We start from the raw sequence: 23,431 nt of genomic DNA, 5'->3' as shown, positions 1-23,431 counted from the left end.
GTTCATTTCCGCATTATATCATCTCGGAGAGGGATTCTTGTGGCAGGAGGGAAAGCATATGAACGGTACCATATTAAGTCTCGACCAAATACGGAAAGTGTATCCCGGCGTCGTCGCGTTGGATCAATTAAGCATCGAGTTTAAGGAAGGGGAAGTCCATTCGATCGTAGGAGAGAACGGGGCCGGTAAATCGACGCTGATCAAAACGATAACCGGCGCCATTCAGCCCACATCGGGGCTCATCACGTACAAGGGCGTTGAAATGCCGTTCATGGATCCGATTTATGCGTTGCGGGAAGGGATCGGCGCCATATACCAGGAATTCAACTTAATTCCGAGTTTGACGGTAGCGGAAAATATTTTTTACGGCAGGGAAATGACAGGAAAATATTTTTTGAACAAGCGGGAGATGAATCGCAAGTCCGAACAAATCTTGTCTGAGTTGGATATTCCTATATCTCCAAAAACGCTGGCCAAAGATCTGAGTGTCGGATATCAGCAAATTGTGGAAATAGCCAAATCGGTATCGAGGGATGTAAAGGTATTGATTATGGACGAACCGACAGCGCCGCTCACCGATAAAGAGGTGGAAAAGCTCTATGAAATCGTATGGAAGCTGAAACGGAAGGGCGTAACGATCATTTATATCTCTCACAAGCTGGAGGAAGTGTTCCACTTGTCCGATCGCATTACTGTGATGCGAGACGGCAAGTATATTAAAACATTGGCCTGCGGGGAGACGAACAGCCAGGAATTGATCGGTTTAATGGTAGGGCGCGAACTAGGGCAAAACTATCCGCCGAAGACAGGGCGGGAAGGAGAGCCCATCCTCGAAGTCAAAGGCATATCGACGAACAAAATTCGCGACGTTTCTTTTCATCTGAAACAGGGCGAAATTCTGGGAATCGCCGGATTGGTAGGCGCCGGAAGAACGGAACTGGCCCGGGCGATATTCGGGGCGGACCCGATTCTGAAAGGCGAGATCGTCGTACGCGGACAAAAAGTGAATATACGCCATCCGCTGGACGGGATTAAGCATAAATTGGGACTCATCCCGGAAGACCGCAAACAACACGGCGCTTTACTGCAAATGGATATCAAATTTAATATCTCTTTCGCTTCTTTGCCGAAGCTTTCAAAGTACGGTTTCATCCGCAAGAAAAAAGAGAAAGAAATGGCGAGCCGCTTTATCGGCGCCCTTGCCGTGAAGACCCCGTCCGAGCATCAATACGTCAAAAATTTAAGCGGAGGCAACCAGCAAAAAGTGGTCCTCGCCAAATGGCTGGCGATGCAATGCGATATTTTGATTTTCGACGAACCGACGAGAGGGATCGATATCGGCGCGAAACAGGAAATTTACCAGTTGATGCGGGAACTCGTATCGGAAGGAAGATCGATCATTATGATTTCTTCGGAAATGCCGGAACTGATCGGCATGTCCGATCGGATTCTCGTGATGAAGGACGGAAGGATCAAAGGAGAAGTCCGCGGTGCCGAAATATCGCAAGAACGTATATTAACCTTGGCGACAAGCGAAGAATCAGATGGAAAGGCGGTAGGCGAATGAGTGCGCGGAATATATTTTCGAAATACGGGATTTATGTCGTCCTGGTATTTCTGATCGTTTTCTTTTCTATCGCGTCCGACGCGTTTTTATCCGTAGATAATTTTATGAATATATTGAGACAGGTGGCGGTCATCGGAATCGTTGCGGTCGGCATGACATTCGTCATCCTGACAGCCGGCATCGATTTGTCCATTGGAGCGGTGATCGGCGTATCGGCCGTCTTGACCGCACAACTGATGGTTTCCGGAGTTCATCCCGTCATAGCCATTATCATTACGTTAACGGCGGGCGTTGGGATCGGCTTTTTGAACACCTATTTTATACACGAAATCAAAATTCCGCCGTTAATTGTCACATTGGCCACGATGACCGTATTGCGCGGTGTCGCTTACTTAATAACAGGCGGGCTCCCCGTATACGGTTTCCCCAAAGGCTTCAGTGCGATCGGACAAGGATATGTTCTGGGCGTTCCCGTCCCGGTCATCATTATGGTCGTTTGTTTCGCCATCGGATATATTGTGCTGGAGAAAACAAAATTCGGCCGCTACGTATACGGCATCGGCAGCAACGAAGAAGCGTCCCGCTTGTCCGGGGTCAACATTCGCAAAGTGAAGTATATTACGTATTGTTTTTGCGGTTTTTTGAGCGCGTTGGCGGGTATCGTTCTATTGTCCCGCGTGAATAGCGGCCAACCGATCGCGGGAACCGGATACGAATTGGACGTTATTACCGGCGTCGTGCTGGGCGGCGTCAGCATGAACGGCGGCGAAGGGCGCATTACCGGCGTCATTACCGGAATTATTATTATGGGAGTTTTGACGAACGGCATGATCTTGCTTAATATTAGCGAATATTTCCAATTGGTAGTGAAGGGAAGCGTGTTGCTCGCGGCCGTCAGCTTCGACTACATCACGAAAAAACGGAGGGTTTCTATTGAACATACATGAATTCAAACGGGGATTGATCGTATCTTGCCAAGCGCAGCCGGACGAGCCTTTCTTCGGATCGGACTATATGGCCAAAATGGCGGTCGCGGCTGAAATGGGAGGCGCAATCGGAGTTCGGGTAAATACGGTTCCGGATATCGTTGCGGTGCGCAAGGCGGTGTCCATTCCGGTTATCGGGATTATTAAACGGCAGTATCCGGATTGTTATCCTTATATTACGCCGACGATCCGGGAAGTTCAGGAGGTTGCGGACACCGGGGCCGACATTGTGGCGGTCGACGCGACAAAGCTGTTAAAGCCTGACGGCAAAACGACCGAACAATTCATTCATCATATTAAAGAACGATTCGACCTGTTGGTGATGGCAGACGTATCTACGGCGGAAGAAGGCGTTGCCGCATGGAAGGCCGGCGCGGACATCGTTGCCACCACATTGGCGGGCTATACCGAATATACAAGGGAGAAATCCGATTTGCCGATGGAATTGCGCGAACCGAACTTCGATATTATCTCGGAACTGGCCGATCGCATCGAGGTTCCCGTCGTGGCGGAAGGAAGGTTCTGGGACTATCGAAATGCGGTGAAAGCCATGTCCCTCGGCGCTTATTCCGTGGTGATCGGCGCGGGCATCACCCGGCCGCAAATTATTACGCAAAAAAATGTAATGGAAATCAACCGTTATTTAACCAGCTTGCGTTCAATTTAATCCGTGGGGAGGCAACAGGAGGATGTTGGCAATCGGGATCGATATCGGCGGCACAAAAATAGTCGGCGGCATTGTCGACGAGCAAGGCAACATGATTCGGAGCGTAGAACGTGCGACGGAAGCGGAAAAAGGAAAAGCGTATCTTCTGGAAAATTTGGAACGTCTGACGGAAGAATTGCTCGCGGAAACTTCGGCGGATGCCATCGGCATCGGCAGCGCAGGGAGAATTGACGTGCATGAAGGAACCGTTTATTACGCTACGCCGAATTTGCCGGATTGGACCGGAGTCCGCTTGAAACAACATATGGTAGATCGATTCGGCATCCCAACCGCAGTCGATAACGATGTGAACGCGGCCGGCATCGGCGAAATGTGGCTGGGCGCCGGAAAGCGGTATTCTTCGGTCGTCTGCTTGACGCTTGGAACGGGCGTTGCTGCGGCCGTCTTCGTCAATAGGGAAATCGTGCGCGGACACCATTGGAGCGCCGGAGAGATCGGACATATGATTTTATATCCAAAGGGAAAACGTTGCAACTGCGGACAATGGGGTTGTATGGAGCAGTATTGTTCCGGTACGGCATTATTTAAAACGTATAACGAGATTTGCGGGAAACATGCGGTTTCATCCGGAAAACAGTTTTTCGCCCTGCTGCAATCCGGGGACGGCATCGCCAGACAAGTGCTCGACGCGTTTACGGACGATCTGGCGATCGCTATGGTCAGCTTATGCAATATTTACGATCCGGAAGTCTTCATTATCGGCGGCGGACTAATCGAGACGCAATCGTATTGGTGGGATGCGATGCTGGAGAAGATCGGCCGCTACGCCAATGAGGCTGTGCGCCGTCCCGTCGTTCTCCCCGCCCGGTTCAAGAATCAGGCCGGATTATTGGGGGCGGCCAAGCTCGCTTTCGACGAGCTCACCAAGCAATAATAATTCTCGCAAAACGGTTTTTCGCATCGAAAAGCCGTTTTTCCGTCCTTCAGTGAAAATCCCCGTCGCTCAGATTCAGGAAGAAGTCCAATATATTTTCCGTGAAAATGGCAAACACTACTTGGAAAAGGATGGAGGGTGTTTGCATGAGGCGTTCTTCAATTGGTCTTATTGTGGTTGGAGCGATTATAGCCATAGCGCTCGTTAGCGGAATCGGCGCCTATAACGGATTGGTATCCTCGGAGACGGCGGTGGAAAATAAATTTTCGCAAATCGACGTTAATTTGCAGCGGCGCGCCGATTTGATTCCGAATCTGGTCAATACGGTAAAAGGATACGCGGCGCATGAACGGGAAGTGCTGCAATCCATTGCCGACGCCAGAAGCAGATTGGTCGGAGCCGGCACGCCCGCGGAAAAAGCGGCGGCGGATGCGGAGTTGACGGGAGCGTTGTCGAGGCTGTTGGTTGTCGTGGAAAATTATCCGACGTTAAAAGCCGATACGCAATTTGCGCGGCTGATGGATGAATTGTCCGGGACGGAAAATCGGATCGCGGTGGCGCGCAAAGATTATAACGACGCCGTGTCCGCGTACAATGTCCGGCTGCGAAGGTTTCCGAATTCGATCTTCGCCTCCATGTTCGGTTTCGAAAGAAAGGAATTGTATAAAGCGACGGAAGGCGCGGAAAAAGTGCCGGAAGTGAGCTTCTAAAGATGAAACTTCGGAACATGGTCCGTTATGCCGCCATTGGACTCGCCTTGGCATTCCTCCTTGCCGGAACGATTCATGCCGAAGCGCGCGCTTCGTCGGAATTCGGCGTATACGTTCGGGACGAAGCGTCCTTGATCGGGCCAGGGGCAAGGCAATCGCTTTATCAAAACGCGGTGTGGCTTCATGACCGTACAGGTTCGGCGCAGGTGGGAGTCGTAACGCTGCCGTCGCTTGGCGATTCGACGATCGAGCAATTGGCTGTCTCCACATTCCGGGAAATGGGACTCGGGAGCAGGGAGAGAAACGACGGCGTGCTGCTGTTGTATGCGGCCGCGGAAAACCGCGTGCGCATTGAAGTCGGATACGGTTTGGAGGGAGCGATTCCGGACGGGAAAGCGGGAGCCATCCTGGATACGTATTTTCTCCCGCATAGGAGCGCGGGGAATATCGACGATGCGTTTCTGTACACGCAGTCCGCCATCATCCAAGAAGTTGCCGCCGAGTACGGCGTCGATCCTTCTGAAATTTACAATACGGATTTGACCGGCGTATATGACCGATATGGGGATGCGGGCTTGTTCGAAGGGGTTCCCGGTTATATGAAACTATTGGGTCTGGCCGTACTGATCATCCTGCTTATTCTCGATTTCAAGTTTACGGGAGGCATGGTAACGTTCGCGTTGTTGTCGATGTTCCGGCGCGGCGGTTTCGGGCAAGGCCCGGGCGGCCGCGGGGGACGGGGAGGAGGAGGCTCGTCCGGAGGGGGAGGAGCGAGCAGGTAAAGCCGTAGTATGCCCGCCGGCGCCTCGCTTTGAAAAGACGGAAGGCGGAGCATGCGCCGCGATGACGGCATCTTCGCCTTCTTGATTGATATGCTATTCGACCAGATCGAGCGGAACTCCGACTTCCCCGAGCTTGCCGCGCTGCGCATCGGCATAGAGCCGTTTCAACCAATGCAATTCGGTCTTGGAATGCTCGTACATGCCGATCATCAGATGAAGCGCTCCTTTCGGCACTTGATCGATATGATCCTCGTACAAAGCGTAATAGAAATTGACCTGGTGCTCGATTTGTTTGATTCGTTGTTCCAACAAGTCGGCCATTTTGTTCTGGTCGCCATGGTCGGAGAACGCAAGCGCCAAGTACATCGGATGAAAGATGGGCTCGGGCTCTTTAAATTTTTGCAGCAACAGCTGATGAAACAATTTCTTCCCTTTTTCCGTAATCCGGTAAATCGTTTTGTCCGGCCGGTTGCTGCTGCGGATCACCTCGACCGGTTCGATATACTCCTCTTTCGCCAACTGATCTACAGCATAGTAGAGGGAACCCATCTGCATCTTCGTATAATGGGTCATGGCGCGTTCTTTCATTTTCAATGTAATTTCGTACGGGTGCATATCCGCTTCGAGCAGCAAACCGAGAATCGCGAGCTTCATCGACACGGCCGCCTACCTCCTCGGTTCCGGCTTCCATTGTTTCTGCGGCGCGATTTCCACCCGTTCGTTGGACATCGTCAGGATGAACACCGCTCCGAGTACGGCGGGAACCAGAGCCCACATAAACGTTTGGGCGATGGACGACGATAGCGCTTCGGTAATAACTTTCAATACGTCCGGCGGGATCAATTCGCGCGTTTCCGGCGTTAACGCCGCGCGCGGGTCGCCTCCTCCGGGGAGGGGGCCGCCGCCGCCGAACGCTTCGGCCATCCTGTTCGTGAAAGCGTTGCGCTGCACGATCCCGAAAATCGAAATGCCGAGCGTCATGCCGAGCGAGCGCAGAAACGAATTCGTCGACGTTGCCGAGCCGCGCTGGCGCATATCGAAATTATGAATCGCCGCCATGTTCAATACGGAGAACGAGAAACCGACCCCGAATCCGGTAAGGATCATGTACAACGTTACCATGGAGCGGGCCGTGTCAGGCGCTAGCGTGCTTAACGTATAAATGCCCGCGACGAAAAATACGATCGAAACGACCATAATGTTGCGAAAACTCGTCTTCGTCGTCAAAAGCCCGCCAACTTGGCTGCCGACCACGGAGCCGATCATCATCGGCATCAGAATCAATCCCGAATTGGTCGCCGAACCGCCGAACACCCCTTGGACGAAAATGGGGATATATACGGTTGCAACGATAAATGCGGCGCCGTAGCACAAGGCTACGATCGAGCTTGACGCAAATAAACGCTGTTTGAACATATTGAACGAAATAATCGGCTCGGCCGCTCTCGTCTCGATGAACAGAAATACGGCGAACAAGACGGCGAACCCGGAGAATAAGCCGATAATGACGAAGGAATCCCAAGCATACTGGTTGCCGCCAAGCTCCAGGGCGAACATGAGGCATACGACGGCGCCGACGAGCGTAAACGCTCCGCCCCAGTCGATGCGCTGCTTGGAATGTTCCACCGATTCCTTATAGAAGAAGACGATGAACACGAAAGAAACGATGCCGATCGGCACATTAATGTAAAATACCCAATGCCAACTGATCGAGTCGGTAATAAACGCACCCAACAGCGGTCCGAATATGCTTGAAGTGCCGAATACCGCGCCGAACAGGCCGGACATTTTGCCGCGTTTCTCCGGAGGGAAGATGTCGAATACGATCGTAAACGCGATTGGCATGAGAGCGCCGCCGCCTATCCCTTGAATCGCCCGGAATATGCTGAGCTGCACGATGTTTTGCGAAAGTCCGCATAAAGCCGAGCCGATTAAAAATACGATTAAACCGAATATAAAAAATCGTTTGCGTCCGTACATGTCGGACAGTTTGCCGAAAATCGGCGTCCCCGCCATGACGGCGACCATATAAGCGGAAGTGACCCACACGAATTTATCGAGCCCTCCGAGATCGGATACGATCGTGCCCATCGCTGTCGCGACGATCGTATTGTCCATCGCAGCCATCAAAATGCCGAGCATTAAGCCCGCGACGACGAAGCCGATTTTACTGTTGTTAGAAACCATAGCTTATGTACTCCTTTTCCAAAAAATGAATTCAAATTTGAATAGAAAATAACATGAAATTATTATATTCAAATTTGAATAAAAAGCAAGCGATTTTTTTGCCGCCCCGCTCAATGCTTTTATTTTTCCGTATTTTCTTTCATAATAGATGTTGTGCGGTAAAAAGTGATTTAGCAATGTATGACATGACAGGTTGCATTAAAAAGGAGGATACATATGCCAACACATTTGCAGGATACGACAACGCTTCATAACGGAGTGAAGATGCCTTGGCTTGGCTTGGGCGTTTATAAGGTTCAAGAAGGGGAAGAGGTTGTAAGCTCGGTGAAGGCGGCGATCCGCAACGGATATCGCAGCATCGACACGGCGGCCGTTTACGGGAACGAGGAAGGAGTCGGACAAGCGATTCGCGAGTCCATTGCGGAACTCGGGATCAAACGCGAAGATTTGTTCGTTACTTCGAAATTGTGGAATGCGGATCAAGGGTTCGATACCGCCCTGCAAGCGTATGAGGTCAGCCTGAAGAAGCTTGGGCTCGATTATCTCGACTTGTATTTAATCCATTGGCCGGTAAAGGGCAAATATAAAGAGTCGTGGAAGGCGCTTGAAAGCATTTATAAGGAAGGGAAGGTACGGGCGATCGGCGTCAGCAATTTCCAAATCCATCATTTGGACGATCTGATGCAAGACGCGGAATTGAAGCCAGTCGTCAACCAGGTTGAGTTTCATCCGCTGCTCACGCAGAAGGAATTGCTCGATTATTGCAAACGGGCCGAAATCCAATTGGAGGCGTGGTCTCCGCTTGCGCAAGGGCAAATTATCGATAACGAGCTGCTTCGCGGGATTGCCGCGAAATACGGCAAATCCGTCGCCCAAATCGTGTTGCGCTGGGATTTGCAGCATGGCGTTGTGACGATACCGAAATCCGTCAAGGAACAGCGGATCGTCGAAAATGCCGATGTATTCGATTTCGAATTAAGCGACGACGATATGAGCGCAATCGACGCGTTGAACGAAAATCGCCGCATCGGCCCGGATCCCGATCATTTCAACTTTTAATGGATATTTTCGACATCGCCCGCCTTGCGGGCGTTTCGCGCAAGACGGTCCAGCGGGTGTTGAACGGCGCGCCGAACGTTTCCGCACAAACGCGGGACAAAGTGCGCAAGATTATGGAAGAACATCATTACGAGCCGAACGCGGCCGCGCGTCGGCTGTCCGCCCGCAAAACGAATACGATCGGCATCTTTATCGTACAGGATGAAAGAAATTACAAATTGTATTCCGACGATTTGTTTTACGGCGCCGTGATCGGCTCCATGATTAGCCGCTGCGCGGAACACGGCTATAATGCGCTCGTTTCGATTCACGACATTTCGAATACCGATTCGTTAATAAGTCTGTACAAGCAAAAAAGCATCGACGCCGGCATGCTGGTCGGCTGGTTCGATTTGCAGGCGGTCGTCGACAGAATTGCCGGGGCGGGGTTTCATGTCGGCGTCTTCGACCAGAACACGATTCGCCCCGGAAACGACGGCATCCCCGTGCCAATATTGGACAATTACCGGAGCGCTTATGAAGCGGCGCAATATTTATTGGATATGGGCCATCGCGACCTTGGCATCGTGACCGGAGACATGAATAACCGAAGCGCTGCCGAACGGTTGCACGGATTTGCGGACGCTTTGCGGAAGCGTGGAATAGATTTGCCCGAATCGCGCATATATTACGGCAAATATACCGAAGAAGACGGCGCCGCGGCGGCGGAACGGTGGATCGCGGCGAATGAGCTCCCGCAAGCTTTGTTCTGTTCCAACGACTTAACGGCATACGGCGTTCTCAAAACATTGGCCCGTCATGGGGTTGCCGTACCGCGGCAAGTTTCGGTAATCGGATTCGACGACTTGCTTGTGTCGCAATATATGCACCCGCCGCTCACGACGATGAGAGTGCCCCGGGTCGAAATGGCGGTTTATATAACGGATGCCATGATCGACCGGATTGAAAACCGGGAAACCGCCCGATCGTCCCCTCAATTTACGGCCGAGCTCGTCGTTCGCGATTCCTGTTGCGGCCGCTAACGCATAACGAACCTTCATTGACAACGATGAGCGGTTCGTTATATATTTTAATTGCAATTGTCCCACGTGGGACAATTGCAAAAGATTCTTTAAGGGAGGGGAATTGCTTGGTAAAGCGGTATTTTAGGAAATATGCAATGTCGTTGCTCGCGTGTTTGCTTCTTTTTACGACGCTGCCGCAGGGAATGGGCTTGGCTGACGGATTAGAGGCAAGCCGATTCAAAGATTTGCCTGCGAATCATTGGGCGGGCGACGCGATGCGCCGTTGGACGGAGCTAGGCGTTATTCAGGGGTATGGCGATGGAACCGTACGCCCAAATGAAAACGTTTCCCGTGCGCAATTCGCCGCGATCATGAACCGGATGCTTGGCCTGCAAGGGGCAACGACGGAACCGATTGCGGATGCGCCGTCTGCAACGTGGTATGGCCGGGAAATGGCGAAGGCTGTGAAGGCCGGATATTTGATGCTGGACGGGGAACGCAAATCGGATCCGCACAAGTCTTTGAGCAGAGCGGAGGCGGCGCTTGCATTCGAAATATTGTTCAATTTCGGCCACGCGAAACATGAAAGCGGATACATGTTTACGGATGTCGGGTCGCTGAATCCGCAAACGGTAGAAGCGATCGGCGCATTGGCCGCAAGCGGTTATGTGCAAGGCTACGGCGACGGGACATTCCGGCCGGACCGGGCGATGACGAGAGCGGAATTGGTTGCTATCGTCGACCGGATGATCGGATTGCTGGCGAATGAAGCGGGAGAACGTACAGGGGGGGACGTTGCAAGCAATGCGATCGTGGCCCGCGCAGGAGTTATTTTGAAAGATAGTGTCATCGACGGCAATCTGTATATTACGGAAGGGATCGGAACAGGGGAAGTGACTTTGCAACGGATAACGGTAAAAGGAACAACCTATATTAATGGCGGGCGAGTCGTAAATTTGAACGATTCCCGGCTGAGTGGTGTCGAGGTGAACGCGACGGACGGCAAAGAGAGAACGCTGCATATCGCGGGCCATATCGGCAAGCTCGTATTGAACGGCAAGACGAAGGTGGTCTTGGCGGACGGCGCCGTCGTTTCCGAACTCATCGTGAATGAACAGGCGCAAGGGACGATCATTGAAGGAAGCGGGAACATCGACAGTTTAATCAATCATGCGCAACACGTATATTGGAACGGGAAAGCTGTTACGAGCGGGCAGAACGAATCGCCCGGGAAGACGCCAGGCGCCGCAAGCAGCGGATCAGGCAGCTCCGGGAGCTCCGGCGGATCGGGAGGAGGCGGAGGAGGCTCGCCGCAACGCCCGATGTGGACTCTCGTATGGAGCGACGAGTTCGAGGGCGCTGAAATCGACCGCGGCAAATGGACGTTTGACATCGGAAACGGCGAAGGCGGATGGGGCAATAACGAACTGGAATACTATACGGATCGCCCCGAAAACGTGAAGGTCGAAAACGGCGCTTTAGTCATAACCGCCAGGAAGGAAGCGTACGAAGGCTTCGACTATACGTCGACGCGCATTAAGACGAAAGGCAAGTACAGCCAGAAGTACGGCAAATTCGAAATTCGCGCCAAGGCGCCCGCGGGCAAAGGATATTGGCCGGCGATCTGGATGATGCCGGAACACGACGCTTACGGAACCTGGGCTTCTTCCGGCGAAATCGACATTATGGAAGGCTGGGGAAGCATGCCGCATAAGGTCGGGGGCACGATTCATTACGGGGGAAACTGGCCGAATAATACGTATTCGGGCAAGGAGTACGAGTTCCCGAACGGCGGCACGATCGAAGATTACCATGTATACAGTATCGAGTGGGAACCGGGCGAAATCCGGTGGTATGTCGACGGGCAATTGTATTCGACGCAAAACGATTGGTACAGCAGAAGCTTGTATCAACCGGCCAACAATACGTATCCGGCGCCGTTCGACCAGCCGTTCCATCTCATTATGAATTTGGCAATCGGCGGACATTTCGACGGCAATCCCGACGACTCTACGTTATTTCCGAAAACGATGGAAATCGATTATGTGCGCATGTACGAGTTGACGGGAAGGCCATACCGCGAACCGAAGCCGCCTGTCATTCCGAAGGAGGATTTGCCGCCAAACGCCAAAATGCCGCTGCCGGACGGGAATTTGGTCTATAACGGCAGCTTCGACGAGGACGAACCGGATGTTCCGAACCTCGACGACGTTCCCAATACGGACTATTGGAGACTCTTCCGAGGGGAAGGCGGTGCGGGAAGCGTTCAGATCGACCGAATTGGAGACGCCAACTATTTGAAAATGAATATCGCCTCGCCCGGCACGCAACCTTATTCCGTACAACTGCTGCAGGATGTTTCCGTCGCCAAAGGACGGTATTATCAATTGAGCTTTGACGCGAAGACGACTTCGGCGCGGGACATCGGCGTGAAAGTGACGGGAGGCGAGGCTAGAGGATTTGCCGCATATTCCCCTTCTTCCACGTTGTCGTTAACCGGCGAATTCAACCGGTACGAACTGCAATTTCAGATGAAGCAAGATACGGACATCGCCGCCCGCATCGAATTCAATGCCGGCTTGAACGGCGACCCGGTCTGGATCGGCAACGTCAGAATGGAAGAAATCGACGGCATCGAGTATGACCGCGACGCCCCGAAAACGCCGCTGAGCGGCGACGGCAATCATATTTACAACGGCACGTTCGATCAGGGCGATCCGGATCGCATGACGTACTGGCATGTGTATGCCGATTCCGGGGCGGAAGCGACGGCAAGCGTGAGCGAAGCGGAGCGCAGATTGAGACTGAACATCGCGAATCCGGGCGACGGCTCGAAGCAAAGCGTCCGCTTGTCGCAGAAGGGATTATATTTGATCGAAGGGCAGGATTATAAGTTAACGTTCGACGCAAGCGCGACTACCGACAGAACGATCGAAATCGAGCTCGCAAGCAAGGACGGCATGACATCGTACGGCAAACAAACCGTCGCGCTTGATCCTTCCTTTGCGCCTAGAACGGCCTCTTTCTCCATGCCGAATGCAACGGACCGCGAGGCGCAAATCGTATTTCATCTGGGCGGCGCCAAAGGAACGGTCACGATGGACAATATCAAACTGATCCGTACGAGCGCATATTACGATCCGGAACTTGAATTTTATCCGCTCGTTAACGGCGGGTTCGACCGCGGTCTGGAATCGTGGGAGGTAATCGCGGTGGACGGCGCCATCGCCGGTTCCGTTGTGGATGGGGAAGCGAAGCTGCAAATCGCAAACAGAGGGTCTGCGCCTCATGGCAATCTGATGATTCAATCAGGATTGAAGCTGGCGTCCGGTATCGACTATATTCTTGAGTTCGACGCGCGTTCCACCGCGAACCGGAAAATGCAAGTTACGGTGGAGAATGCGGGATACTTCCGTTATTTCGATCAAATCGTCGATCTCACGAAGGACATGAAGCGTTATCGGTTCGAGTTCCGCATGACCCGGGACGAAACGGTCGACTTGAAGTTTTTGCTGGGTAAAATTGCGGGAGACCCGGACTTGAACGCGCATGATTTATTTCTCGACAATGTCGTGCTTGAAGTGAAAGACGCGCCGGTCCAACGGCCGCCGGCTTTATATGCGGAACCTGCTTCCGCAGGCCGGCCGATTGCAATTACGTTTGCGGATCGGGAAGAGTGGCGTCAGGCGGTTACCAAGGTGAAAATTAACGGCACGGCGCTGCAAACCGGCGAATATCAATTGCAGGAAGGCGTGCTTACGTTCGCCGCGGATTGTTTCCCCGAGCCGGGAACGTATACGGTTGCGGTCGAAGCGGAAGGGTATGCGCATGCGAGAGTGAAACAGACGATTATCGCGGAGAGCGGCAACTTGATTCGCAACGGCGATTGGTCCGGCGGGAACGAGCATTGGAGCCATTGGGCAGGGAACGGCGGAGCGTCCGTATTTACCGTGGAAGACGGAGCGGCTAAACTCGATATTACTGCGATAGGAACGGAAAATTGGACGACGCAATTGTTCCAGGAAGGCATTCCTTTGCAGGCGGGCAAAACGTATGAGCTCCGTTTCAAAGCGTGGTCGACCGCCGATCGTCCGATTCGCGTCGAATTTACAAACACGTCTCCCGTACAGGATGCGAAGTTTGATATCACCGGCGATCGCCAACTCGTCTATACCCGTCAATTTACCGCCGCGCAGAACGTTTCTTTGAAGCTGAATTTCTGCGTAGGCAATGTCGTGAACGGGGCGAAGGCGACTCCTGACGAGCGGCATGCGGTTTATTTTGACGATGTGGAATTAACGGAGGTTGACGGTGGCGGAACGAATCCGGATCCCGTAGAAGGCTGGATCGAGGTCGGGGACAATGCGATTGAGAACGGAACGTTCGACAGCGGGCTGGACGGATGGAAAACGCATAACCAAGGCGACTATGAAGAATGGGCCGGAGACGCGAACATTACGGCGGACAATGGCCAAGCGAAGGTGGAGATCGCCGCGGAAGGCTGGGATTGGTGGCATATTCAATTCTATCAGGAGCCTGTCAGCGTCACGAGCGGCACCTACAAAATCGCGTTCGACATGCGCTCCGACTATAGCCGGCCGATCTATGTCGAATTGGTGGATTCCGGCGCGCCGAAGCAAACCTTTACTGTCGATCAAACGATGAAAACGTACGAGGCCATCATCCGCGTCGGCAATGACGGCTCGTACAAATTCATGTTCGGCTTCGGCAGAAACGATTCGGATGCGGTGCTTCCCGTTCCTTACAACATTGATATCGATAATATCAAGCTCGTGAGAGTCGAGAGGGACGGAAGCGGCATTTAGCATTCAATGCATCAATCAAAAAGCCATCATAGGGTAGATATTCTCCCTAGGATGGCTTTTCTAATTTATTCTCGCCCTTTTGTCGATATCCCTCTCGTTCAGAAGGCCGGGCTCCGGGGATCATGCCATGAGCGAGCGGGATACCGATAAAGGACGACATTACAGGAAGGCAAATCCGGGATCCAAGGAGGCCAAAACGCTCGCTGCGAGTATCTTGCCGGGAGGTTCCGGCCATTAACTTACCCGCAGCTAGCCTCGTGTTAAACTCATACCGCGCCGTGCGCCGTTTCCGCGCGACCGCCACCGCCCCCCCGCGTTTCGCGCATGACGGTACAGCTCCTCGTAATATCCGCGCCTAGCGAGCAATTGCTCATGCGTGCCCTGCTCCGCGATATGCCCGTTCTTCATCACGATAATGCGGTCGGCTTGCATTACGGTGGAAAGCCGGTGCGCGATCACGATCGTCGTCCGTCCCGCAGACACGGATTGCAGGGCGTTCTGTACCCATTGTTCCGTCTGCGAGTCCAAATTCGCCGTCGCTTCGTCTAAAATTAATATTTTCGGCTGAAATACGACGATTCTCGCAAAGGAAATCAACTGCCGCTCGCCTGCGGACAGTCCGCTTCCCCGCTCGGACAAAACCGTGTCATATTGGCGGGACAAGCGCATAATCATCGGATGGGCCCCGACGAATTCGCACGCTTCGATCACTTTTTCCCTCGATATGTCCTCCCGGAACAGGCGCACATTATCGACGATCGAGCCGGAGAACAGAAACGGCTCCTGCTGGATCAAGCCCACGATCCGGTGCAGCGTCTCCTGCGGAATACGCCGGATATCCGTACCGTCGATTTCGATGCTGCCCCGATTCACATCGTAGAACCGGTTCAGCAAGCCGATCAACGTGCTCTTGCCCGCTCCCGTCGCGCCGACGACGCCCACCATTTCTCCGGCCTCGAGATGCAAATCGAGCTGCCGGATGACCGGACGGTCTTCCCGATATCCGAACCGGATTCGGTTAAAATCGATTTTCCCCCGAACATGTTCCGGACGAACGTCAATCGTTTCTTCGGGATTCGGATCCTTCACTTCCGGCGAGACGCTTAAAATATTCCATATCCGGTCCATCGACACGATCGTCGATTGGAACGTATTCCATTGCATCGTAATTTGGTTGATCGGTTGAAAAAATTGGCGGATATAGCTGATGAACGCGTATAACACCCCAAAATGAATCTGTTCATGAAATACCGCCATCCCGCCTAACCATACCATAAGCACAAGGGCCACATTTCCCAAAATATCGAAGGTGCGGTTGAAGAATACATGGGCGCGTATTTCCCGGATATTGGCCTCCCAGTAGTTTTTATTTTGCACCGCGAAACGTTTGACTTGCTCGTCCTCTTGATGGAACGATTGGATGAGCCCCATGCCGGATAAGTTTTCGGCGACAAACGCGATCAGCCGCGATAGCCGGCTTCTCGCCTGTTGATACGTTTGGCGCAAATATTTGCGAAACAAGAAGGCGATCGTTGCGATAACCGGAAGCACAAGCAGACAATACCAAGCCAAAGTGGCGTCCAGATGAAACATGAACGCGATGATAAGCACAAGCATCATCCCGTCGCGAATTAAACTGAGAAGGACCTGGGTGAAAAATTGGCTGATCGTCTCCGTATCGCTGGATACGTTCGTCACCAGGCTGCCGATATGAAACCGGTCGAAAAAAGACATCGACAGCTTTGAGATATGGGCGAACAACTCTTTTCGTATGCGGGCGACGATATTTTGCCCCGCATATTGCAGCAAATTGTTTTGCAAATAAGTAAACAGGAAGCTGACGGCGGAAAGCCCCAAATAAACGGCCGCAATGACGATCAAAAATTTCATTTCCGCATTGCCCGCGGCAAGATGATCGTCAATGGCGATTTTCACGAGATAAGGCTGAAGCAGCTCCGCCGATATGCCAAGGATAGAGCAAAGGAAAATCGCCAGAAACGTCAAGCGATGCGGCTTGGCATACGACAATACCGCTTTGAAGGAGGCGGCCCGCCCGCTGCCGGGCGCATGCGGGGCCGAATCGCCGCCGGTTCGGTTAAGATTCGGCATGCTGCAAGCCCTCCTCTTGAATTCGGTGCAAGGAAGCGTAGATGCCGCCCGTTTCCATAATCAGTTGCTCATGCGTGCCGCGTTGCACAATTCGGCCTTCGTCCAAGACGATAATTTCATCCGCATGCTTTACGGCGCTAATGCGGTGCGAGATGATGATCGTCGTTTTATTTTTCCGTTCTTTCTTGAGATTGGCGATAATGTTGCTTTCCGTTACCGCATCCACCGCGCTCATGCTGTCGTCCAGAATGAGTACCGGCGCTTTTTTCATCAGTCCCCGCGCCAAGCTCGTGCGCTGGCGCTGCCCGCCGGACAAGGTGACGCCCCGCTCGCCCAGCTTCGTGTCAAAGCCTTCCGGAAATTGAATGACATTATCGTAGATCATCGCCTGCTTCGCGCCCTTTTCGATTTCGCTTAGCGGAGCATCGCGGTCGCTGAACGCAATGTTGTCCCGGATCGAAGTGCTGAACAGAAATCCGTCCTGCGGCACGTAGGCGAGCTTGGAGCGAAGGCTTTCCAACGTAATGTCGCGAATATCTTGGCCGTCGATCCGAATCGTATTCCGGGGCGGCTCGTAAATGCGCAGCAGCAGCTTGACCAGCGTCGTTTTGCCGCTGCCCGTTTTGCCGACGATGCCGAGAGTGCGGCCTGGGCGTATGGCAAGATCGATATCGCGCAGCGAAGGCCCATTCGCGTTCGGATAAGCGAACGACATGCTTCTGAAGCGGATTTCGCCGACTTTCTCAAGCGGCGTAGCCATCTCCGACTCGCGCACGTCCGGCACTTCGGACAGCAGCCGGTTCACCCGTTCAAGCGACGCGCGCGAACGCTGCATCATGTTGATGACGTTGCCGATTTGCTGCAGCGGGCCCATAATGATGCGCAAATACAGAGTCAGCGCGACGAAGTTGCCTAGCGTGATCGTATGTTGAATCGTCATATATCCGCCTACGAGCAAAGAGGCGATCAACGATAACGCGCCGAGAAACGGCAGCATAGCTTGGAAAACGGAAGACAGCCGCACCAGACGAAGCTGCGCGTCGCGAACCCCGTCCACCGGCCCGGCGAACCGGCGTTTGGCGATCTCTTCGGCGGCGAACGTTTTCGTCACGCGGATTCCGCCGAGTTGTTCTTCCGCCGATTCCGTCATCGTGGCCAGCGCTTCCTGCACGTTCATGGACCGTCTGCGGATTTGCGGACCGAAATAGACGACAAGAAACGGAATGACCAGCAGCGGACAAATGCTGATCGCGATTAACGAGCCCGGAATGGAGCTTAACGCCATCATGACGATGCATGAAAGAAGCAGAAACAGCGCGTTCGTCATTTGATTGACGCCGTTCGAAATCGATTCCCGCACCGACGTGACGTCGTTCATCACGTAACTGAGCAATTTGCCGGTTCCTTGTTTGGAGAAATAATGCTCGCTTAAATCGGTAAATTTCCGGAACAGCTTTTGTCTCGTTTGAAATTCGAACTTGCGCCCGAGCCTCATGACCGTATACTGTCCCAGGCCGAACAATACGCCGTACGAAACGCCGATCGCCAGCAGCAGCAAGCTGTACTTGACGATCGAGGACCGGTCGGCGGTTCCGTCCTTCAAAGCGTCGGTAAATTGGCCGAGGACGCGGGGGAGGGCGGCTTGGTCGACGTTCGACGCGATAATAAGAGTTACCGCTAATAAGTAATAAGGCCAGTTCGCTTTGACATAACTGATAAGCAAGCCCCGATCGTTCAACAGCATCATCCCCTTTTCACGTATTTACGGGCATTGCGCCGGCAACCGTTAGTTTTGCGCAGACGGTTCCTTGCTTCGAATGCGCAGCGACGAGAAGAACAGGGCGAGCAGGCAAATCGCCATCGCCGTCCAGAACACCCAATGAAGCGCGCTTAATACGGCTTGCGGATCGGCGGCGGGGTCCGCGCCGGAGATGGTTCCGCTTTGATATAAACGGGTGGAGTAGAGCGACACGGACAAGGCGATGCCGAGCACCATGCCGATATTCCGGACCAAAGCGTTTAATCCGCCGGCGGTTCCCAGTTTGGACCGGGGAACGGCTTCCATGACGCTCGAGTTATTGGGCGATTGGAATAATCCCGCTCCAAGCCCGAACAGGGCAAGATGCAGTCCGACCGTCCAGACGCTTTCTTGCGTAGTTAACGTGTTGAGCAGCGCGAAGGCTGCGGCATTGACGGCAAGCCCCGTTGTCGTTAACCAAATATAGCCGATCTTATCGGACAGCCATCCCGACAGCGGGGCAATAACGGCCATCGTGAGCGGATACAGCATCATCGCGTAACCTGTCTTCTCCGGCGAATAATGAAGCACATTTTGCATATAGAACGGCATCATCACATTCGTGCAGAAAAGGGCGACGAACGACAACAATGCGGCCATATTGCCGAAGGCAAACGCACGGATGCGGTATAGCCCGAAATCGAGCATCGGATAGCGCGTTTTCTTTTCCCATAGATAAAACCAGCCGAGCACCGCCAATGCCCCGAGGCCGAGCACCCATGTAGCCGGAGAGGACCAGCCCCAATCTTGGCCGTTCGATACCGTAAACAGGAAGGCGACGATGCCGACGATAAACAGGACGGAGCCGCGGAAATCGAAAGGTTCCTGCGCTCTCTTGCCCGAATGCCGCGGCAAAATGAACCATCCCGCGATCATGCCGGCGATGCCGATCGGAACGTTGATCCAGAAGATGGACGGCCACCCCAGGCTGCCGACGAGAATGCCGCCGATGGCCGGGCCGGTTAGCGATCCGAGAGACACGACGGTGCCGACGATGCCCAACGCTCGGCCTCGTCCCCCGCCCGCGAACAATTCCGCTACGATCGCCTGACTGTTGGACATTAAACAAGCGGCTCCCGCCGCCTGCACGATTCTTGCCGCGATTAACAGAGCCAGCGTATCCGATAAACCGCAAAGAGCCGATCCCGCCGTGAAAATCAAAAAGCCGAAATTGTAAATCCGGCTTCTTCCGAGCAAATCGGATATTTTCCCCATGATGGGCAGCAAGGCGCAAATGGTGAGCAAATAGGAGGTCAAAACCCATTGCACGACATGTACCGGACTTTGCAGCTCTTCGGCAATGGTAGGCAGCGCCACATTGGCAATGCTCCCGTCCAGAGTTGCCATAAAGGTGCCTACGGAAACATTCGCCAATACAAGCCAACGATTTACCCGTTTTGGTGCTGCGTTATCTTCCACGATCACTGCTGCAATCTCCTTTACCTTTGTTTCCTCGTTCCACACAATATCCATATTATAGCACGGAAAACAAGGCGAATTCGGGGGAGGGGGAGCAATGGTTCGGAATTGGAAGTTATCGTAAGATTTGGAGTGAAATGAAGAGGTGACTTTGCATAGAACGGAAAGGAAGCGGGATTATGGGCGATTATCGGTCGAAAATCTTTTTTTCTTAAAATCTCGGCTTTTTTCTTCATCGGGAGGCATGTCCTATTCTCAAGCGAATATAGTCATGTTACAATAGGCGGCGAGTAGAATTGCAGCGGAGAAAGGCGGAGAGGGAATATGCCGATTTTGAAAAACGATTGGGCGGAGTGGCTGGACGAAGAATTCCAAAAGCCGTATTACGCCGAATTAAGAAGCTTCTTGAAACAAGAGTATTCGACGCAAACGATATATCCGAATATGCATGATATTTACAACGCGCTTCATTATACGCCTTTCGCGGCGGTGAAGGCCGTTATTCTCGGACAAGACCCGTATCACGGCGCCGGGCAAGCGCATGGCCTCAGCTTCTCGGTGAAGCCGGGCGTGGCGACGCCTCCGTCGCTGTTGAATATGTTCAAAGAATTGCGCGACGATCTCGGCTGCTACATCCCGAATAACGGCTATTTGCGCCATTGGGCGGAACAGGGAGTGCTGATGCTCAATACGGTGCTGACGGTAAGGGAGAGCAGCCCGAATTCCCATAAAGGGATGGGCTGGGAACAGTTTACGGACCGCGTCATTCAAACGTTGAATCATAAGGAAGAACCGGTCGTCTTCTTATTATGGGGGAGTCATGCCGGCAACAAGATGCAGCTGATCGACCGAACGAAGCATCTGGTGCTGCGGGCGCCGCATCCGAGCCCTTTGTCCGCGCACCGCGGATTTTTCGGGTGCAAGCATTTCTCCCGGGTGAATGCATGGCTGCGGGAGCAGGGCCGGGAGGAGATCGATTGGCAAATCCCGAATTTGTAGTTTTCTGCCGGATTCGCCGATTGATAAGCGACCGAACTGCAATCGTCTTGAAGCAAGAATACGGCGGTTGCAGTTCGACAACAAATTTGAACGTTGCATTAGCCTCATTCCGCTTACCGGATATTTCGCATGCGCCGGTATTCATCCTCCAGAATGCTCATCATTATCGAGTCGTGATATTTATGATCATAGAACAGCGCCTCCCGCTGCACGCCCTCCTGCTTGAATCCCAATTTCTCGTAAACATGCTTGGCCCGGCCGTTATAGTCGAATACGTTCAGTTCGATCCGGTGCAAATTGAGGATGCCGAAGCCGTAATCAAGCATCAAGTGTAACGCTTCGCTCCCGTATCCTTTTCCTTGATGGCCGCTCCCGTCAATGGCGATGCGGATATTGGCGTTGCGGTTCGTCGCGTCGATATCCTGCAAAGCGATGTCGCCGATGACCTCGTCCGTTTCGCATAGCGCAATCAACAGGAGAACGGTGGAAGAATCATGCGTCTTTCCTTCGATATATTGACGGATCTGTTCTTTTGTGAAATGCTTCTTCGTTCCGGTCAACCTCCGCGTTTCCGGATGAAACAGCATACGGAAATAAAGTTCCGTATCGTCCAGGCCGATTGGCCGCAAGTAGACTTTGTCGCCTTCCAACAACTTTACGGCTTGCGATTGCATGTGTGTGAACCTCCTTAGTTTTGTATAGCCTACTATAGCCGATCATTGTATACTTGAAAATATGCAGTTTTGCAAAAATGAAAAGGACAGATTGGCAGGTGCGAATGCGATGCTCATTCCAAAACTGGACGGGAGCAGTCCGGTCCCTCAATATGTACAATTATACGAGCATATCAAACAGGAGATCGTCTCCGGCAGGCTGGAGGAGAACGACCGCCTGCCGTCGGTCCGCAAACTCGCCGATTTTCTTGACTTGAGCACGACGCCGATCGAACTCGCTTATCAACAGCTCGTTGCCGAAGGATTCGTCGAGAGCGAACAAAGGCGCGGGCTTTACGTCCGAAAGCTGCCCGAGCCTTATGCGCGCCTTGGAAATGACGACGGACCGGATGACGGATATAACGGGAAACAAGCCTTTCCGACCCGGGACAATAAGGTGTACGAATATGATTTCCATCTGTCCCAAAACGATTTTACGCACTTCCCGTTCCAAACATGGCGCAAACTGTTCCGACAAGCGCTGTCCCCGGAACGCTCCGGGTTGCTGTTCTATGGAGATCCGCAAGGCGAGCCCGGATTGCGGCAGGAAATCGCCAAGTACCTTCATCGCTTCCGAGGCGTCGCATGCTCGCCCGAACAAATTGTAATCGGGGCGGATCAGCATCTGCTATTGAATTTTTTGAGCATGATGCTGAAAGACCGGTCGGGGGAAATCGCGTTCGAAAACCCCGGATACGTTCTGTTTTCGTCTACGTTTCGGAAGCACGGCTACCGGATCGTTCCCATCTCGCTTGAGGAGGACGGCATCGATATTCGTGAACTGAATGCCAGCCGCGCCAAGCTTGTGAGCGTTTCACCGTCGCATCAGTTTCCGCGAGGCATGATCATGCCGATTTCGAAACGGCTGCAGTTGCTGGAATGGGCGGATGAAACGGGCGGATATATCATTGAGGACGATTACGACGGCGAATTCCGGTACCACGGCAGGCCGATTCCGTCTTTACAGGGATTACGGCGAAACGGAAACGTCATTTATTTGGGAGGATTCTCGCAAGTGCTGGCGCCTGCATTGTGTGTCAATTACATGGTTCTTCCCTATTCGCTGGTCGAAGATTATCAGAGGCTGCAATACGATCTTTTATTCGAGCAGTCTTCATCTCCTTTGCACCAGACGACGCTCCAGCTTTTTATGGAGAAAGGCTTGTTGGAAAAACATATCCGCAAAATGCGCAACGTTTACCGGAAAAAGCACGATCTGTTGATCGATTCGATTCGGACGCACTTTGGGGAGAAAGCGAACGTCATCGGCAAGGATGCGGGATTCCACATTTTATTGGAGGTCGACAGCCCCAAGCCGGAGGAGCAAATGGTGCGGGAAGCGAAAGAAGCGGGCATAAGAGTCGCTTCGGCGGCGTTTACCTGGCTTAGCCCTCCCGCGACGGCGCGAAAAGAATTTTTTATCGGCTTCGGCGGCATTCCGCTGGAGCGGATTGACGCGGGAATCAAGCTTTTGAGCGGAATTTGGCTGTAAAATATGTTTTTTCCTAAAAAAAGAAGGTTCACATGTTTATTAATTTTATTGTATAATAATGTATACGCAACATTTTTTCGCTCTGTGAAAGTAAAATCTGAGTAAGCGCTTTATTTCGCAACGGAACGAATCCGACGCTTCGCCCAAACGATTTGTCGCATCGTTGAAGTGTCGCTCAC

At 52.9% G+C, this 23,431-nt stretch carries 17 protein-coding genes; 11 read left to right on the top strand and 6 right to left on the bottom strand.

Annotated elements, in window-relative coordinates; all coding sequences use genetic code 11:
- Window positions 1-58: 58 nt before the first annotated feature.
- The 6 genes from LQ229_RS08490 to LQ229_RS08465 all read left to right on the top strand — a co-directional run bounded on the left by LQ229_RS08490 (window position 59) and on the right by LQ229_RS08465 (window position 5,646).
- The gene (locus LQ229_RS08490; RefSeq protein WP_230191431.1) at window positions 59-1,567 is read left to right on the top strand and encodes a sugar ABC transporter ATP-binding protein; all 1,509 of its coding nucleotides are present in this window, start codon (window positions 59-61) and stop codon (window positions 1,565-1,567) included.
- A complete protein-coding gene (locus LQ229_RS08485; protein WP_230191430.1) occupies window positions 1,564-2,514 on the top strand; it encodes an ABC transporter permease in 951 nt (316 codons plus the stop codon). The genes LQ229_RS08490 and LQ229_RS08485 overlap by 4 nt, the downstream gene beginning before the upstream one ends.
- On the top strand, window positions 2,501-3,220 hold the full coding sequence (locus LQ229_RS08480; protein WP_216538592.1) for an N-acetylmannosamine-6-phosphate 2-epimerase: 720 nt from the start codon (window positions 2,501-2,503) through the stop codon (window positions 3,218-3,220). The genes LQ229_RS08485 and LQ229_RS08480 overlap by 14 nt, the downstream gene beginning before the upstream one ends.
- Window positions 3,221-3,242: 22 nt before the next feature.
- Window positions 3,243-4,154, top strand: coding sequence for an ROK family protein (locus LQ229_RS08475; RefSeq protein ID WP_230191429.1), 912 nt, complete (start codon window positions 3,243-3,245; stop codon window positions 4,152-4,154).
- Between the two features lie 146 nt (window positions 4,155-4,300).
- Window positions 4,301-4,864 (top strand): LemA family protein, encoded by a 564-nt coding sequence (locus LQ229_RS08470; RefSeq protein WP_230191428.1) that lies wholly within the window; start codon window positions 4,301-4,303, stop codon window positions 4,862-4,864.
- Window positions 4,865-4,866: 2 nt separating this feature from the next.
- Window positions 4,867-5,646: a TPM domain-containing protein gene (locus tag LQ229_RS08465; protein WP_230191427.1), complete on the top strand. Its 780-nt coding sequence runs from the start codon at window positions 4,867-4,869 to the stop codon at window positions 5,644-5,646.
- A gap of 93 nt (window positions 5,647-5,739) precedes the next feature.
- Here LQ229_RS08465 and LQ229_RS08460 read toward each other — a convergent pair whose 3' ends face one another.
- The gene (locus LQ229_RS08460) at window positions 5,740-6,300 is read right to left on the bottom strand and encodes a PadR family transcriptional regulator (RefSeq protein WP_356710139.1); all 561 of its coding nucleotides are present in this window, start codon (window positions 6,298-6,300) and stop codon (window positions 5,740-5,742) included.
- A 12-nt stretch (window positions 6,301-6,312) separates the two neighbouring features.
- Window positions 6,313-7,833: an MDR family MFS transporter gene (locus tag LQ229_RS08455; protein ID WP_230191425.1), complete on the bottom strand. Its 1,521-nt coding sequence runs from the start codon at window positions 7,831-7,833 to the stop codon at window positions 6,313-6,315.
- Between the two features lie 216 nt (window positions 7,834-8,049).
- Between LQ229_RS08455 and LQ229_RS08450 the strand changes: the two genes are divergently transcribed.
- From LQ229_RS08450 to LQ229_RS08440, 3 genes are all read left to right on the top strand, one after another.
- Entirely contained in the window at window positions 8,050-8,892 is an 843-nt protein-coding gene (locus LQ229_RS08450; protein WP_230191424.1) for an aldo/keto reductase, read from the top strand.
- On the top strand, window positions 8,892-9,914 hold the full coding sequence (locus LQ229_RS08445) for a LacI family DNA-binding transcriptional regulator (protein WP_230191423.1): 1,023 nt from the start codon (window positions 8,892-8,894) through the stop codon (window positions 9,912-9,914). Before LQ229_RS08450 ends, LQ229_RS08445 begins: the two co-directional genes overlap by 1 nt.
- 137 nt (window positions 9,915-10,051) lie before the next feature.
- A complete protein-coding gene (locus tag LQ229_RS08440) occupies window positions 10,052-14,722 on the top strand; it encodes a carbohydrate binding domain-containing protein (protein ID WP_230191422.1) in 4,671 nt (1,556 codons plus the stop codon).
- A gap of 249 nt (window positions 14,723-14,971) precedes the next feature.
- Here LQ229_RS08440 and LQ229_RS08435 read toward each other — a convergent pair whose 3' ends face one another.
- Genes LQ229_RS08435 through LQ229_RS08425 form a run of 3 tightly spaced genes read right to left on the bottom strand, consistent with a single transcriptional unit; the run spans window position 14,972 to window position 20,102 of the window.
- Complete coding sequence (locus LQ229_RS08435) at window positions 14,972-16,831, bottom strand: ABC transporter ATP-binding protein (RefSeq protein ID WP_230191421.1); 1,860 nt, start codon at window positions 16,829-16,831, stop codon at window positions 14,972-14,974.
- Entirely contained in the window at window positions 16,818-18,569 is a 1,752-nt protein-coding gene (locus LQ229_RS08430) for an ABC transporter ATP-binding protein (RefSeq protein ID WP_230191488.1), read from the bottom strand. The genes LQ229_RS08435 and LQ229_RS08430 overlap by 14 nt, the downstream gene beginning before the upstream one ends.
- Before the next feature lie 48 nt (window positions 18,570-18,617).
- Window positions 18,618-20,102: an MFS transporter gene (locus LQ229_RS08425; RefSeq protein WP_230191420.1), complete on the bottom strand. Its 1,485-nt coding sequence runs from the start codon at window positions 20,100-20,102 to the stop codon at window positions 18,618-18,620.
- A gap of 270 nt (window positions 20,103-20,372) precedes the next feature.
- Between LQ229_RS08425 and ung the strand changes: the two genes are divergently transcribed.
- On the top strand, window positions 20,373-21,047 hold the full coding sequence (gene ung / locus LQ229_RS08420; protein ID WP_216538603.1) for a uracil-DNA glycosylase: 675 nt from the start codon (window positions 20,373-20,375) through the stop codon (window positions 21,045-21,047).
- 113 nt (window positions 21,048-21,160) lie between these two features.
- On the opposite strand, the gene LQ229_RS08415 is transcribed toward ung, so the two are convergent.
- The gene (locus LQ229_RS08415; RefSeq protein WP_230191419.1) at window positions 21,161-21,721 is read right to left on the bottom strand and encodes a GNAT family protein; all 561 of its coding nucleotides are present in this window, start codon (window positions 21,719-21,721) and stop codon (window positions 21,161-21,163) included.
- 109 nt (window positions 21,722-21,830) lie between these two features.
- On the opposite strand from LQ229_RS08415, the gene LQ229_RS08410 reads away from it, so the two are divergent.
- Window positions 21,831-23,252: a PLP-dependent aminotransferase family protein gene (locus tag LQ229_RS08410; protein ID WP_230191487.1), complete on the top strand. Its 1,422-nt coding sequence runs from the start codon at window positions 21,831-21,833 to the stop codon at window positions 23,250-23,252.
- Window positions 23,253-23,431: the final 179 nt, after the last annotated feature.

Origin of the sequence: Paenibacillus sp. CECT 9249 (assembly GCF_918697855.1) — a bacterium.
Taxonomy (GTDB): Bacteria; Bacillota; Bacilli; order Paenibacillales; family Paenibacillaceae; genus MSJ-34.
The sequence above is the reverse complement of the archived record's forward strand: the minus strand, read 5'-3'. Positions and strand labels throughout refer to the sequence as shown.

What these genes read in the sequence shown, in the direction of transcription:
- LQ229_RS08490 (WP_230191431.1), top strand. Translation starts at nt 59, where the DNA reads ATGAACGGTACCATATTAAGTCTCGACCAAATACGGAAAGTGTATCCC.
- LQ229_RS08485 (WP_230191430.1), top strand. Translation starts at nt 1,564, where the DNA reads ATGAGTGCGCGGAATATATTTTCGAAATACGGGATTTATGTCGTCCTG.
- LQ229_RS08475 (WP_230191429.1), top strand. Translation starts at nt 3,243, where the DNA reads ATGTTGGCAATCGGGATCGATATCGGCGGCACAAAAATAGTCGGCGGC.
- LQ229_RS08470 (WP_230191428.1), top strand. Translation starts at nt 4,301, where the DNA reads ATGAGGCGTTCTTCAATTGGTCTTATTGTGGTTGGAGCGATTATAGCC.
- LQ229_RS08465 (WP_230191427.1), top strand. Translation starts at nt 4,867, where the DNA reads ATGAAACTTCGGAACATGGTCCGTTATGCCGCCATTGGACTCGCCTTG.
- LQ229_RS08460 (WP_356710139.1), bottom strand. Translation starts at nt 6,300, where the DNA reads ATGAAGCTCGCGATTCTCGGTTTGCTGCTCGAAGCGGATATGCACCCG.
- LQ229_RS08455 (WP_230191425.1), bottom strand. Translation starts at nt 7,833, where the DNA reads ATGGTTTCTAACAACAGTAAAATCGGCTTCGTCGTCGCGGGCTTAATG.
- LQ229_RS08450 (WP_230191424.1), top strand. Translation starts at nt 8,050, where the DNA reads ATGCCAACACATTTGCAGGATACGACAACGCTTCATAACGGAGTGAAG.
- LQ229_RS08445 (WP_230191423.1), top strand. Translation starts at nt 8,892, where the DNA reads ATGGATATTTTCGACATCGCCCGCCTTGCGGGCGTTTCGCGCAAGACG.
- LQ229_RS08440 (WP_230191422.1), top strand. Translation starts at nt 10,052, where the DNA reads ATGTCGTTGCTCGCGTGTTTGCTTCTTTTTACGACGCTGCCGCAGGGA.
- LQ229_RS08435 (WP_230191421.1), bottom strand. Translation starts at nt 16,831, where the DNA reads ATGCCGAATCTTAACCGAACCGGCGGCGATTCGGCCCCGCATGCGCCC.
- LQ229_RS08425 (WP_230191420.1), bottom strand. Translation starts at nt 20,102, where the DNA reads ATGGATATTGTGTGGAACGAGGAAACAAAGGTAAAGGAGATTGCAGCA.
- ung (WP_216538603.1), top strand. Translation starts at nt 20,373, where the DNA reads ATGCCGATTTTGAAAAACGATTGGGCGGAGTGGCTGGACGAAGAATTC.
- LQ229_RS08415 (WP_230191419.1), bottom strand. Translation starts at nt 21,721, where the DNA reads ATGCAATCGCAAGCCGTAAAGTTGTTGGAAGGCGACAAAGTCTACTTG.
- LQ229_RS08410 (WP_230191487.1), top strand. Translation starts at nt 21,831, where the DNA reads ATGCTCATTCCAAAACTGGACGGGAGCAGTCCGGTCCCTCAATATGTA.